Origin of the sequence: Sulfitobacter litoralis (genome assembly GCF_900103185.1) — a bacterium.
Taxonomy (GTDB): Bacteria; Pseudomonadota; Alphaproteobacteria; order Rhodobacterales; family Rhodobacteraceae; genus Sulfitobacter; species Sulfitobacter litoralis.
Map to the genome: position 1 here is coordinate 31,571 of NZ_FNJD01000012.1, position 14,068 is coordinate 45,638.

Genomic DNA, 14,068 nt, shown 5'->3' on the forward strand with positions numbered 1-14,068 from the left:
ACGTCGCGCACCCCGCATCAGCAATTGTGCCTTACTTGGACGCAACGGTCAGAGCTTGCGGAATGCCCGCATACTCTTCTTTCGCGTTACCCAGCCACTGTGCGTAAACCTCTTCCGAGACGACTTTCACAGTGATCGGCATATAGGCGTGGGCGTTGCCGCACAATTCGGAGCACTGGCCAAAGTACACGCCTTCTTTCTCGGCGGTGAACCATGTTTCCGCCAGACGGCCAGGTACAGCGTCTTGCTTTACGCCGAAGGCAGGCATTGCCCACGAATGGATCACGTCGGAGCCGGTGACCTGAACCACGATCGTTTTGCCCACGGGGATCACGACAGCGGTATCGGTCGCCAGCAGGAACTGCCGCTCGGTATAGCCGGCGGCTTCGAGCTGGGCGATGACCTCGGGTGTTTTGCGGTTTTCACCACCAACAGCAGGCGCACCGATCATGTAGCTGTCAAAGCCAAAGCCTTCGTCGACATAATCATAGGACCAGTACCACTGGTTGCCCGTCGCCTTGATCGTCAGATCAGCTTGGGGAATTTCCTGTTGGCGGAACAGGATTGGCAGCGAATAGGCCCCGATCAGTACCAGAATCAGGATAGGTGCAACGGTCCAAAGGATCTCGACCGGCGTGTGGTGCGTAAAGGAAGCGGCAACAGGGTTGCGCTTCTTATTGTAGCGGAACGCCACCCAAAGGATCAAACCGGTGACGAAGATGGTGATCAAGGTGATGATGATCAGGATAAGATAGTCCAGATCGTGGATGTCTTGCGCCACGCGGGTGACGGCTGGCTGAAAGCCCATCTTGCCGTCAATCGGCTCACCAATGATTTCCAGCCCGTCGATGCGAAGGTTTTCCTGCGCCATTGCTGGCACGGCGGAAAAAGCGGCCATGAGACCCGAAAAAGAGAGAAGATGTTTCATATGTCGTCCTGATCTTGTGACCATTGATAAGCGAATCCCAGCACCACCCCGCAAATGGAGTCAGCTGTCCCGTTGTAATCTTTACGCTTACAATCATATTCTAACTTCAAGATAAAGACTTCTGCTTGCGTCAAACGGACGCGAAGCGATTTTTATGACACGATTCAAGGAACATTTTTATGAGCCAGCCGCCTTTCAACCCCTTTGAGGCGCAGCTTGACCGTGACGCCGCACTGTCCATCCTGCGTGACGCTGTTGCAGGTGCCGATGACGGGGAACTGTTTTTCGAGCGCCGCCGCTCCGAAGGGTTGGTGTTTGACGACGGACGCCTGAAAACAGCGAGCTACGACGCTTCCGAAGGGTTCGGGCTGCGCGCCGTGCGCGGTGATGTGTCTGGGTACGCCCACTCGACCGAGATCACAGAGGCCGCTTTGCGCCGCGCAAGCGAGACGGCGCGGCTGGCCGTGGGTGCGGGCGGTGGCACTTGGGCGGATGCGCCTGCTGCGACCAATCAAAAGCTTTATACCGACGAAGATCCGATCGCTGGCGCGGCCTTCCCCGTCAAGGTCGACACCCTGCGCGAGATCGATGATTTCGCCCGCAGTCTGGATTCCCGTGTCGTGCAGGTCTCTGCCTCGATCTCTGCCTCCATTCAAGAAGTCGAGATACTGCGCCCCGAAGGAACATCCGTCCGCGATGTGCGCCCCATGACGCGGGTCAACGTGTCGGTGATCGTAGAACAAGACGGACGCCGCGAAAGCGGAACCGCGGGCGGCGGTGGCCGTGTTGGGCTGGACGGGCTGCTGGACCCCGTCGACTGGCAAGCCAAAATCCGCGAGGCTTTGCGCATCGCCTGCGTGAACCTGCGCGCCGTGCCTGCTCCTGCGGGGATGATGGATGTGGTGCTTGGCCCCGGCTGGCCCGGTATCTTGCTGCACGAGGCCATTGGTCACGGGCTGGAAGGCGACTTTAACCGCAAGGGATCAAGCGCGTTTGCAGGCCTCATGGGGCAGCGCATCGCGGCCAAAGGTGTGACGGTGCTGGATGACGGCACGCTGCCTGATCGGCGCGGGTCTATCTCTATTGATGACGAAGGCACGCCCTCGGCCAAGAATGTGCTGATCGAGGACGGCGTGCTGGTCGGCTATATGCAGGACCGGCAGAACGCGCGCCTGATGGGCGTTGCCCCGACCGGCAATGGCCGTCGCGAATCCTATGCACACGCTCCGATGCCGCGCATGACCAATACCTATATGCTGGGTGGCGACGTAGCCCCCGGTGATATCGTCGCCGATCTGAAGGACGGCATCTATGCGGTCGGCTTCGGCGGCGGGCAGGTGGATATCACCAATGGCAAGTTCGTGTTCTCCTGCACCGAAGCCTACCGTGTGCGCAACGGGGTGGTGGGCGATCCGGTCAAAGGGGCCACTCTGATCGGCGACGGGGCCACCGCGCTGCAACAGATCCGCGCCATCGGCAATGATCCCGCGCTGGATCCCGGCATGGGCAATTGCGGCAAAGCGGGCCAATGGGTGCCCGTTGGTGTTGGACAGCCGACATTAATGATCGGCGGGTTGACCGTCGGCGGTGCCGCCGCCGCATAATGGGCTAAGGGGCAACCGGATGGGCGGGGGTGACGCGCTCCATCCGGTTGATCCAACATGGCCGTGAAATCAGCGGCGTGAGATCAGGGGCGTGAAGGTCCACAAACTCTATTCAAGTCAAATTAGTTCGACGCCGTTCATACTCTGTTAAGCTGCTTTCCCTAAAGCTGGTGGAGCAACGGACGGAGATACGGGATGACTGACAGGAACAACGCTCCTTCCTCTTCCACGCCCCCCATGGTCCCAGCCACCTTGGAAGACGACAGCTTTGCCCAGCTTCGTCTGTTGCGCTCGCGCCGCGTCGGCGTCGTGACATATTACCGGATGCTGCGTGAATACGGCACAGCCCGCGCCGCGCTGGAGGCTCTGCCCGAGGTTGCACGCGCCGCAGGCGTGAAAGACTATCGCATCTGCCCCGAGAACATCGTGCAGGCAGAGTTGCGCGCGGCCAAAGGCGCTGGCGCGCGGCTGGTCACCCACGACAGCGTAGCCTACCCCCCTCATTTAGCAGAACTCGACGACGCCCCCCCCTTTCTATGGGCCATCGGAGATATCGACCTGCTGCACCGCCCCTTGGTGTCGATTGTGGGCGCGCGGAATGCCTCCTCCCTCGGGACGCGCATGACACGCGCCTTGGCGCGCGGCTTGGGAGAGGCGGGGTTTGCTGTCGTTTCAGGGCTAGCGCGGGGCATCGACGCCGCGGCGCATCAGGCCGCGCTGGAGACAGGCACCATCGCCGTTCAGGCGGGTGGCGTCGACGTGCTCTATCCGGTCGAGAATACCGATCTTGCCCACGATATTGCCACCCAAGGCCTGCGCCTTTCGGAACAGCCCATGGGCTTGCAACCGATGGCGCGGCATTTTCCCAGCCGCAACAGGATCATCGCAGGGCTGGCCCGCGCAACCGTCGTGGTCGAGGCGGCGGCGAAGTCAGGCAGCCTGATCACCGCCCGCGATGCGCTGGACCAGGGGCGCGATGTGCTGGCGGTGCCCGGCCACCCGTTTGATGCACGTGCCGCGGGCTGCAACATGTTGATCCGTGACGGGGCCACGCTGGTGCGCAATGCCGCAGATGTGATCGCGCTTTTGGGCCCGACTCGGCAAGAGCAGCCCGTTGCGCCACCCCTCCACAGCCCACCACTGTCATCCGACCGTGACACTGAATCCCTGCACATCGAGATCTTGTCCCGCCTCGGCCCCAGCCCCGTCGCCGAAGATCAACTGTTGCGCGATTTGGCCGTGGCACCGGCTATTGCCACCCCTGTTATGGTAGAACTTGAGCTGAACGGCCGCATTTTGCGCCATGCGGGCGGGCTCGTGTCCCGAGCGGGCTGAACACCGCGCAGCCGCCGCTTGGGGGCCAGCCCCCGCTTTGGACTTCATCCAAAGCCCCCCCCCGGGATTTAGGCCCATTTGGAATGGCCGCACAGCGGCGTGTTCGGGTCGTCAAATCGGTGCCATGAGCTGCTTCAAACCCCGTATTTCAAAGGGGTCGCGCTGTTCTGCGGATTGACAAACTTCGCTTCACGCCACATGTCACAGCATAAGCCACGCGAATTAATTTGATCCAAGGTGCCGAATTTTATGCCAGTTGTCGTCGTCGAATCACCTGCCAAAGCCAAAACGATCAACTCGTATCTCGGCAGTGATTACACCGTGCTTGCGTCCTACGGCCACGTCCGCGACCTGCCCCCAAAGGACGGATCGGTCGATCCCGACAACGGGTTTGACATGACTTGGGAAGTCGCCGCAGCGAGCAAAAAACACGTCAAAGCCATCGCTGATGCGCTGAAAGACGACAATGCATTGATCCTCGCGACTGACCCCGACCGCGAAGGCGAAGCGATCAGCTGGCACCTGCAAGAGGCGCTGACCAAACGCAAATCGATCAAGAAAGACACGCCGGTCAGCCGCGTGGTGTTTAACCAGATCACTAAAAAGGCCGTGACAGAAGCGATGGCGAACCCGCGTCAGGTGGATATGCCGCTGGTCGAGGCCTATCTGGCACGACGTGCGCTGGATTATCTGGTGGGGTTCAACCTGTCGCCTGTTCTTTGGCGCAAACTGCCCGGCGCAAAGTCGGCGGGGCGCGTGCAATCGGTCACGCTGCGGCTGATTGTCGAGCGCGAGATGGAAATCGAAGCCTTTCGCAACCGCGAATACTGGAGCGTGAAAGCGCTGGTCGCCACGCCACGCGGACAGGAATTCGAGGCGCGGCTTGTGACAATGGCCGGCAAGAAGCTGGACCGATTTGATCTGGCCAACGAAACGCAGGCCGAAATGGCTGTGCAAGCCATAACCAGCCGCGATCTGACCGTCACCAGCGTCGAAGCGAAACCCGCCAGCCGCAACCCCTCGGCCCCGTTCATGACCTCGACCTTGCAACAAGAAGCCAGCCGCAAGTTCGGCATGGGTGCCCGCCAAACCATGAGCACGGCGCAGCGCCTGTATGAAGCCGGTCACATTACTTATATGCGGACCGACGGCATCGACATGGCCCCCGAGGCGATCACGATGGCGCGGGATGCAATCGCGGACCGGTTTGGCGCGGAGTACGTTCCATCGGAGCCACGTATCTACAAGAACAAAGCAAAGAACGCCCAAGAGGCGCACGAATGTGTGCGCCCGACCGACATGACCAAAGATGCCGCCGCGTTGAAACTGACCGAACCGGATCAACGCAAGCTCTACGACTTGATCTGGAAACGCACGCTGGCCTGCCAGATGGAAAGTGCCCGTCTGGAACGCACCACGGTCGAAATCGGTAGCAAGGACGAACAGGTTGGCCTACGCGCCACCGGTCAGGTTGTGAAATTCGACGGTTTCTTGCGCGTCTATGAAGAAGGTCGCGATGACGTTGTGGACGAAGACGACAAGCGTCTGCCGCAGATCACGCAAGGCGACAAAATGGACAAGCGCGCTGTCACGCCAGAGCAGCACTTCACCCAGCCGCCCCCCCGCTATACCGAAGCGACATTGGTCAAACGGATGGAAGAGCTTGGTATCGGGCGCCCGTCGACCTACGCCAGCGTTGTCACCACTATTCAGGACCGCGAATACGTCCGCAAGGAAGGCAACCGTCTGTTCCCCGAGGACAAGGGCCGTTTGGTCACCGCATTCCTCGAAAATTACTTCCGCAAATACGTGGGCTATGATTTTACCGCCGATCTGGAAGACCAACTGGATAAGGTGAGCGCTGCAGACGCCGACTATAAAGATGTGCTGAGCCGCTTTTGGCAGGATTTCTCGGCTGCGATTGCCGAAACGGCGGATCTGCGTATCACCGAGGTGCTGGAAAAGATCAACGAGGTACTCGAGCCGCATCTGTTCCCGCAAAACGAAGACGGCAGCGACCCGCGTTTGTGCCCCAATTGTGAAATCGGGCGCCTGTCGATGCGCACAGCTCGGTCCGGCGGCGCGTTTATCGGGTGCTCTAACTACCCTGAATGCCGCTATACCCGACCCTTCGGCCCGCCCGACCCCGAGGCAGAAGCCTCGGCTATTCCGCCCGATGGCAAGCTGTTAGGCGAGGATATGGGCGAGGAGATTCGTGTGTTCAAAGGGCGCTTTGGCCCTTATGTGCAGCGCGGCCCCGTCACGGAAGAAAACAAGAAGCCGCCGCGTCAATCGGTGCCCAAGGACTGGCCCGCCGAAGAGCTGGAACTGGAACGCGCTGTTATGCTGCTATCGCTGCCGCGTGAAATCGGGCCGCACCCCGAGGATGGCGTCATGGTCTGGGCGAATATCGGGCGCTACGGCCCCTACATCAAGCACGCCGACAGCACGTCGAACCGTGGCGGGACCAACGCCAACCTTGAAGGTCTAGACGAGGTGTTCACTGTCGGCATGAACCGTGCCGTACAGTTGCTGGCTGAAAAAGTCGCCAGCCGTGGTGGCCGTGGCAAAGCAGCCCTTCCGATCCGCGAGATGGGGGAACACCCTGATTTGGGCGGCGAGGTGAACATCATGGAAGGCAAGTACGGGCCGTACGTGAAATGGGAGAAGGTCAACGCCACCATCCCCAAAGAGGTAGAGCCTGCTGATCTGACCATGGAACGCGCCGTTGAGCTGATCGAGGAAAAGCTGGCGAAATCCCCCGCCAAGCGTAAAGCCGCGACAAAAAAACCGGCGGCCAAGAAAACTGCCGCAAAGAAACCGGCTGCGAAGAAGGCGGCACCTAAGAAAGCAGCGGCAAAGAAGGCTCCGGCCAAAAAGGCGACCGCCTCTAAAACTGCGCCCAAAGCGGCCTCGACTCCAGACGCGTAAGAGTGCAACTCACATATATGTCATTTGATGAATATGTGAGTTGCCACACCCTGCCCGCGATGCTTTTACCATTGGCAATCGCCACGGTAGAAGGAGATCAAGATGGCAGAGCAGACATTTTCACGACGCGGGTTGATCCTGACGGCAGGTGCGGCGCTCTTTACGCCCGCCGTGTTGCGCGCGCAGACGCCGACACCTGAAGTCATCGACGTGGTACGCCACAACACAAACGGGTTCTCCAGCCAGAACTGGCAGGACCACTTTGACACCCTGGGCAAGGCCGCCATTGTCGCCGATACCTCTTCCCGCGCGCTGCATTATTGGGGCGGCGATGGTGACACCTACAAAATCTACCCGACGTCAGTCCCGCGCAGCGATGAGCTGACCAAACGTGGCTACACTAGTATCGTGCGCAAACGTGTTGGCCCGGACTGGACGCCGACCCCCAGCATGATCGAACGCGATCCGGACCTGAAATACATGCCTCCGGGGCCGGACAATCCGCTTGGGACCCACGCGATGTACCTCAGCTGGCCTGCCTATTTGATCCACGGTACACATGATACGCGCAAGATCGGGCGGCAAAGCTCTGACGGGTGCATCGGTCTTTACAACCACATGATCGAGGCCCTGTACCAGATTGCCCCCATCGGGACGCAGGTCCGTATCGTCTGACACGGTCACTCCCCCCCCCTTTGAATAGAGGTGCCTGCCCTACGCTGGGGCGGGCCACCGAGATTTAGCAAAATACCAGCAGGCTCCGCTGGTAGCGCTGACAACCGGTGCGCCGGTTTGACACGTTCGTTACGCCACGTCATAGAAGTCGTATAAATATAAACGACAGGGCCGTGAGCCTCTCGTGAAAGGAGCCGGAATGAAAAAAATCTATGGAAGCGCTGCCGAGGCGCTGGAGGGCGTGTTGCACGACGGCATGCTGATCGCAGCGGGGGGCTTTGGCCTTTGTGGTATCCCTGAATTGCTGCTGAATGCGATCCGCGACGCGGGCACCAAGGATTTGACCTTTGCCTCGAACAACGCCGGCGTCGACGACTTCGGCATCGGTATCCTTTTGCAGACTAAGCAGGTCAAGAAAATGATCAGCTCTTATGTCGGCGAGAACAAAGAATTCATGCGCCAGTATCTGGGCGGCGAGCTTGAGCTGGAATTCAATCCCCAAGGCACATTGGCTGAACGCATGCGCGCCGGTGGTGCGGGCATCCCCGGCTTTTATACCAAGACAGGCGTCGGCACAGTGATTGCCGAAGGCAAGGAGCACAAGGATTTCGACGGCGAGACCTATATCCTTGAACGCGGTATCGTTGCGGATCTGGCGATCGTCAAAGCGTGGAAAGCGGATGACACCGGCAACCTCGTGTTTCGCAAGACGGCGCGCAACTTCAACCCGCCTGCGGCCATGTGCGGCAAGATCTGCATCGCGGAAGTCGAAGAGATCGTGCCACGCGGCAGCCTTGGCGGCGACGCGATCCACTTGCCCGGCATCTATGTGCACCGCATCATTCAGGGTGATCACGAAAAACGCATCGAACAGCGCACAGTGAGGACTGCATAATGGCTTGGGATCGCAATCAAATGGCGGCACGTGCCGCGCAAGAACTGCAAGACGGTTGGTATGTGAACCTTGGCATCGGGATTCCGACGCTTGTGTCCAACTACATCCCCGATGGCATGGACGTGACGCTGCAATCGGAAAACGGCATGCTTGGCATGGGTGCTTTTCCGATCGACGGCGAAGAGGACGCCGATCTGATCAACGCCGGCAAGCAAACCATCACCGAGCTGGATCGCACCTCGTACTTTGACAGCTCGACCTCTTTCGGGATGATCCGCGGCGGCAAGATCGCCATGGCCATTCTGGGCGCGATGGAAGTGGCCGAGAACGGCGACCTTGCCAACTGGATGATCCCCGGGAAGCTGGTTAAAGGCATGGGCGGTGCGATGGATCTGGTGGCGGGTGTTGGCCGAGTTGTGGTGGTCATGGACCACGCCAGCAAGCATGGCGACAGCAAAGTGTTGAACGAATGCACGCTGCCGTTGACCGGCAAAGCTGTCGTCGACCGCATTATCACCAACCTTGGTGTGCTGGATGTCGTTGAAGGCGGGCTGAAGATCGTTGAATGCGCCGATGGCGTCACGGAAGACGAACTGCGCGCCGCGACCGAGGCGACAATCGTCTAATCCACTGACACGATGAACGACAAGGGGCGCCGTCAGCGATGGCCGCGCCCCTTTTTTTACATTCGGCCCCGAACTGGGGTCAGTTCATCGCCGCAAAGACGCATCCGTCCGAGATCAGCTCGGGCGGGGTCTGGCACAGGCCCTTGGCGACCTGAAAAGCGGCCAGCACCTTGGGCACATAGTCACGGGTTTCGGCGAAAGGCGGCACGCCCGCGTGTTTGCGCACCGATCCTTCGCCCGCGTTATACCCGGCCAGCACCAGTATCGGGTCGCGGTCAAATTCGCCCATTAGCCAATCAAGGTATTTCACCCCACCCGCGATGTTCTGCATCGGGGCCATGCTGTCAATCACGCCAAAGCGCGTCGCCGTATCCGGCATCAACTGCATCAACCCCTGCGCCCCTGCCCCACTGATGGCATCAGCACGCCCGGCGGATTCCACAGTGATCACCGCCAGCACCAAAGCGGGCGAGACCTGCGTGCCGATGGTAGAGCGAAGAATGTCGATACCGTTTGCTTTCGCGATCTCTTGCATCTGTTGCATGCGCGGCGCGGGGATTTTGCTGCTGGCCGTGGCAAGCGTCACCATTGCGGTCTCTAGCCGACCCGGGCCGGATTTCTCGACCGCCGGAGACACCCGATCCCAGAACCAGTCATATTGCCCCGGTGAGGCCGGCACGATCGCCCCGGATGCGGTTGCCACGACCTCGGGCACATCAGCGGCCTTGGGTTCGATAAAGACGTTGATGCGATTGGTGCTGCCCGCCTTGGGCGGCTTCACCCGCTTGGCCTCGAATTTGGGAAACGGTTTGGGCACGTCTGCCCAAGTAGCCGAGGCCGCCAGCATCCCCACCATCAAAGATACGGTCAATCGTCGAAACATCACTGCCTGCACTGGTTTTTTGATTGCTCTTTTTCAGCAACCTCGCATGGAATCTGCTGTCAGACCAACCAAACATGGCAAGGAACATGGCGATTTCGCCTTAATTGATGCAATCCTGCCCCGCTTTGAGACTAGGCAAACAAAAAATGAAGGAGGAGAATCCTTTCAGATCAGTCGCCTAAGTGAATTTTTTTGGAAAGTGACGGCAATAGGCGAAAAGTCACATTTGCCGCCAAATTCGTGCCCCAATCGCAGGGCTATATAGGCTCATACCAAGTCAGCCAGATGCGGAATTGAGAGAGAAGCATCGAAACGGACGACACGGTTGAGATTGAAAACTTTATGATCCTTGGAGGGACATACCATGATGAACTTTATCAAGAACTTCAAAAATGACGAATCCGGCGCCGTGACTGTTGACTGGGTTGTTTTGACCGCCGCCGTTGTTGGCCTGGCCGTCGCAGCCTACACGTCGATCGAAAGCGGTGCGGCCGACCTGACAGCGGACACCAAGACCTACATGAGCACACAAGCCCCCGGTTATACGGCACCGTCTGAATAACTTACCGCGTCGAAGACTTTGGCCGCATTCTGCCTCACAGGATGCGGCCAGCTTTATTCCAGCCCTTCATCTCGCAAGGCAACACAATGCTTTCGAAGCTCATCACATTCTGTAAAAGCCCAAGCGGCGCAGTCACGGTTGACTGGGTTGTTCTATGTGCCGCCGTCGTGTCGCTGGCCGTATTGATGGTCGTTACTATGACCACGGGAACCGTCGAACTGGCTGATAAGCTGATGACCCAGACGCCGGGCGACATCTAACCCAAGTCTCTATAATGACGCAGCTTGGTCGCGCATTGTTCATAGTCTGAACACAATCACCGCCTATCCATCGGCATACGTTTTACGCCGTGTCCCGGACCGGCACCCACTCAAGAGAGGTAAGTAACATGCGGATGGTTTTTGGACTGGTCTTGCTCGCCGGTATCGCCTTGGCAGGTGGTGCTGTGTATCTGGCAAAGGGCCGTATCGGTGAATATCAAATGGCGCACCAGCAGGCACAAGAAGCTCTGGCGCAAATCGTGCCAACCGTGGGCGTCTATGTCGCCACCGGACCGCTGAAATACGGGCAGCGTCTGACCCGCGAGGATGTGCGTCAGGTAAGCTGGCCTGAAAACGCGATTCCCGAAGGCTCCTTTATCGAAGAAGCCGCGCTATTCCCTGAAAATAACGATGACCTGCGGGTCGTGCTGCGCGCCATGGAAAAAGACGAAGCCATCATGGCCGTGAAAGTAACCGAGCCCGGTGCGGACGCCGGTCTCACCTCTAAGCTGGCACGCGGCAGCCGCGCGTTTGCCATCCGCGTCGATGTATCCAGTGGCGTGTCGGGCTTCCTGCGCCCTGGTGACCGCGTCGATGTTTATTGGACGGGCCGGATCAACCGGGGCGGCAACGACCGTGGCGACACGGGTGACGTCACCAAGCTGATCGAGGCAGGCGTCAAGATTATCGCCATCGACCAAAGCTCCAATGGCCAACGTAGTGAAGCCGCGATCGCCAATACCGTGACTGTGGCAGTTCAGCCCTACCAGGTTGCAGCATTGGCACAGGCGCAATCCACCGGCAATCTGTCCCTGTCGCTTGTCGGGGCAGAGGATGACACGGTTGCCGCAGAGATCGAAGTCGACCAACGTAGGCTTCTCGGTATCGCCAAAGAAACTGTAAAGGTCGAGACAACGACACAGAAAGTCTGCACGATCCGGACACGCCGTGGTGCCGAAGTGCTCGAAATTCCGATCCCCTGCACCAACTGATGCGCTCTTGAACAGGGCCTTCCAAAATTATGTCCGCGCCGCGCAGCCCTCTGTGCGGCGTTTGGCATTGCGCGGGCATGTTGCCACGAATCCACAGGTAACTGCGGCCTGACGTCATTGATTCTTGCAAAAAAGCGAAAAGAACCGCAGAGTGTCGCAAACGGCGGGCGCAAAGACCCTATTTTGAGGCGTGATCACAAAGGCAGGTCACATGAAAATTGATAAATTTATCAAAGCAGTCCTATTGGGACTGACGATTGGCGCGATGCCGATTGCATTGACCGCCCCGCTTGACGCTCAGGCAAACACGCTGCGCGTGGTCAAAAAAGGCACCAACCGCGTGTTGGAAGTCCCGATGAACCGCGCCGTGGTGGTTGAAAGCGACATTCCCTTTGCCGAGCTGAGCATTGCCAACCCCAGTATCGCAGATATTTCGTCGCTCTCGGATCGCACGATTTATGTTCTGGGCAAATCCCCCGGACTTACAACGCTGACGCTGCTTGATGCCGCGGGGCAACTGATCACGAACGTTGATGTGCGCGTCGCAGCGGATGTCTCCGAGTTCAAGGAACGCCTGCGCCAGATCCTGCCCGGTGAAAAGATCGAAGTCCGCACGGCGAACGACGGTATCGTGCTGTCGGGCATCGTGTCCTCGACCCAACGCTTGCAGCGGGCCCTTGATCTGGCCGAACGCTACGCCCCTGAACGCGTGTCCAACCTGATGAGCGTCGGTGGCATCCAGCAGGTGATGTTGAAAGTCCGTTTTGCCGAGATGAGCCGATCCGTCTCTAAGTCCCTAAGCGCATCACTGGCGCTAAACGGCCTTGTGGGCAGCGATCTGGCATTGAATGGCGGCACCAATTCGACGAACACATCCGGCGCAATCGCCAATTCGCTTGGCGGGTCGACCCCGGCATCGAATGGCAACGCAGGGGCCGTTTTGTTTGGCTTCAACGCCGGATCGACGCAGGTCGGTCTGCTGCTTGAGGCGCTGGAGCAGAAAGGCGCGGTGCGGTTTCTGGCTGAGCCGAACCTCGTGGCGCTGTCGGGGCAAGAAGCGACCTTCCTCGCGGGGGGCGAATATCCTGTTCCCGTGGCGCAAACCGGCGACCAGATTTCGGTTCAGTATAAACCTTTCGGCGTAGAGATGAGCTTTATTCCCCGCGTCGTGGACAAAGACCTGATCAACCTCGAACTCAAAGCGGCCGTATCGGCGATTGATGCCAGCAACAGCGTGTCCTTGGGCAACGGATTTGATATTTCCGCATTTACCCGCCGCGAGACATCGACCACGGTTGAAATGCGCGACGGCGAAAGCTTTGCGATCGCTGGTCTGCTGACCGATGATTTCACCGACACTTCCACACAATTGCCCTGGATCGGCGACGTGCCTGTATTGGGCGCGTTGTTCCGCAGCGCAAACTACCAGCGCAGCCAAACCGAGCTGGTGATTATTATTACCGCACACCTTGTGACCCCGACCCGTGGCGAGGCCTTGGCCCTGCCGACCGACCGGATCAAGCCGCCCACTGAAAGCGAATTGTTCCTGTCTGGGCGTACGTCCAAAGGCAGCACAGCCCCCACCAAAGGGGCCGCTGGCGAAGTTGCCAAGCAGGACTTTAGCGGGTCGTATGGCTATGTATTGGATTGATCAGATGACTTCAGCGATCGCTTCGACAGGCAAAATCACCGGGTTGTGCGTCGCCTTGGCCATGACTGTTACAGGCTGTGTCAGCAGCCCTGATCCGGTCTTTACCCAGTTCCACCGCGAAGCAGGGTCGCTGACCGATTTGGGCACCTTTGGAAACGCTACCCTGAACAACCGCTTGGTGATGACCGGTGAGCGCCAGTATACATTCGATCTGGCCAACCGCTTTGCCGGCGAAGTCGAATCGACCGTCACCTTTGCTTTCAACTCTTCACAGTTGGACGGGGTCGCGCAGTCGGTTCTGCGACGTCAGGCCGGATGGATCCGCCAGTTCCCCGAAGTCCGCTTTCGCGTCTATGGCCATACAGATGCCGTCGGATCGAACAGCTATAACAAAACACTGGGCCTGCGCCGCGCGCAATCCGTTGTGGCCTTCTTGTCCACACAAGGTATCAGCCGCAGCCGCCTAGAAGCCGTTGTTTCCTTTGGCGAAACACAGCCCCTGATCGTGACCCAAGGTCGCGCACGTGCAAACCGCCGGACTGTGACCGAAGTTAGCGGTTTTGTCGGGCGTCATCCGACTGTGCTGGACGGGAAATATGCCCAGATTATCTATCGCGACTATGTCGCCAGCGCCGTGCCGCCGACCCTACTGACAGGCGGTGCCGCACCCACCGGTGCTGTGGGAGAATAACCGCTTTTTAAACTTTTCGAGTGGGCCTGATCGTC

At 59.1% G+C, this 14,068-nt stretch carries 13 protein-coding genes; 11 read left to right on the plus strand and 2 right to left on the minus strand.

The window, feature by feature from the left end; all coding sequences use genetic code 11:
* Nucleotides 1-31: 31 nt before the first annotated feature.
* Nucleotides 32-928, minus strand: a complete 897-nt coding sequence (gene coxB / locus BLQ98_RS10960; RefSeq protein ID WP_093733360.1) for a cytochrome c oxidase subunit II — start codon at nucleotides 926-928, stop codon at nucleotides 32-34.
* Nucleotides 929-1,107: 179 nt separating this feature from the next.
* Between coxB and tldD the strand changes: the two genes are divergently transcribed.
* The 6 genes from tldD to BLQ98_RS10990 all read left to right on the plus strand — a co-directional run bounded on the left by tldD (nucleotide 1,108) and on the right by BLQ98_RS10990 (nucleotide 8,994).
* Nucleotides 1,108-2,532: a metalloprotease TldD gene (gene tldD, locus BLQ98_RS10965; protein WP_093733361.1), complete on the plus strand. Its 1,425-nt coding sequence runs from the start codon at nucleotides 1,108-1,110 to the stop codon at nucleotides 2,530-2,532.
* 195 nt (nucleotides 2,533-2,727) lie between these two features.
* Nucleotides 2,728-3,867, plus strand: coding sequence for a DNA-processing protein DprA (dprA, locus tag BLQ98_RS10970; RefSeq protein WP_167354536.1), 1,140 nt, complete (start codon nucleotides 2,728-2,730; stop codon nucleotides 3,865-3,867).
* A 249-nt stretch (nucleotides 3,868-4,116) separates the two neighbouring features.
* On the plus strand, nucleotides 4,117-6,798 hold the full coding sequence (topA, locus tag BLQ98_RS10975) for a type I DNA topoisomerase (protein ID WP_093733363.1): 2,682 nt from the start codon (nucleotides 4,117-4,119) through the stop codon (nucleotides 6,796-6,798).
* A gap of 102 nt (nucleotides 6,799-6,900) precedes the next feature.
* On the plus strand, nucleotides 6,901-7,473 hold the full coding sequence (locus BLQ98_RS10980; protein ID WP_093733364.1) for a L,D-transpeptidase: 573 nt from the start codon (nucleotides 6,901-6,903) through the stop codon (nucleotides 7,471-7,473).
* 199 nt (nucleotides 7,474-7,672) lie between these two features.
* Nucleotides 7,673-8,368 (plus strand): CoA transferase subunit A, encoded by a 696-nt coding sequence (locus BLQ98_RS10985; RefSeq protein WP_005851680.1) that lies wholly within the window; start codon nucleotides 7,673-7,675, stop codon nucleotides 8,366-8,368.
* Nucleotides 8,368-8,994 carry a 3-oxoacid CoA-transferase subunit B gene (locus BLQ98_RS10990; protein ID WP_093733365.1) on the plus strand — a complete coding sequence of 209 codons (627 nt, stop codon included), beginning with the start codon at nucleotides 8,368-8,370 and terminating at the stop codon, nucleotides 8,992-8,994. Before BLQ98_RS10985 ends, BLQ98_RS10990 begins: the two co-directional genes overlap by 1 nt.
* A gap of 79 nt (nucleotides 8,995-9,073) precedes the next feature.
* On the opposite strand, the gene BLQ98_RS10995 is transcribed toward BLQ98_RS10990, so the two are convergent.
* Nucleotides 9,074-9,865: a lytic transglycosylase domain-containing protein gene (locus BLQ98_RS10995; protein WP_093733420.1), complete on the minus strand. Its 792-nt coding sequence runs from the start codon at nucleotides 9,863-9,865 to the stop codon at nucleotides 9,074-9,076.
* 376 nt (nucleotides 9,866-10,241) lie between these two features.
* On the opposite strand from BLQ98_RS10995, the gene BLQ98_RS11000 reads away from it, so the two are divergent.
* The 5 genes from BLQ98_RS11000 (at nucleotide 10,242) to BLQ98_RS11015 (ending at nucleotide 14,033) form a co-directional block, all read left to right on the plus strand.
* Complete coding sequence (locus BLQ98_RS11000) at nucleotides 10,242-10,439, plus strand: hypothetical protein (protein ID WP_093733366.1); 198 nt, start codon at nucleotides 10,242-10,244, stop codon at nucleotides 10,437-10,439.
* A gap of 86 nt (nucleotides 10,440-10,525) precedes the next feature.
* Nucleotides 10,526-10,699: a hypothetical protein gene (locus BLQ98_RS18280; RefSeq protein ID WP_167354537.1), complete on the plus strand. Its 174-nt coding sequence runs from the start codon at nucleotides 10,526-10,528 to the stop codon at nucleotides 10,697-10,699.
* A gap of 128 nt (nucleotides 10,700-10,827) precedes the next feature.
* Entirely contained in the window at nucleotides 10,828-11,691 is an 864-nt protein-coding gene (cpaB, locus tag BLQ98_RS11005; protein WP_093733367.1) for a Flp pilus assembly protein CpaB, read from the plus strand.
* Between the two features lie 211 nt (nucleotides 11,692-11,902).
* A complete protein-coding gene (locus tag BLQ98_RS11010; RefSeq protein WP_093733368.1) occupies nucleotides 11,903-13,342 on the plus strand; it encodes a type II and III secretion system protein family protein in 1,440 nt (479 codons plus the stop codon).
* The gene (locus tag BLQ98_RS11015; RefSeq protein WP_093733369.1) at nucleotides 13,329-14,033 is read left to right on the plus strand and encodes an OmpA family protein; all 705 of its coding nucleotides are present in this window, start codon (nucleotides 13,329-13,331) and stop codon (nucleotides 14,031-14,033) included. Before BLQ98_RS11010 ends, BLQ98_RS11015 begins: the two co-directional genes overlap by 14 nt.
* Nucleotides 14,034-14,068: the final 35 nt, after the last annotated feature.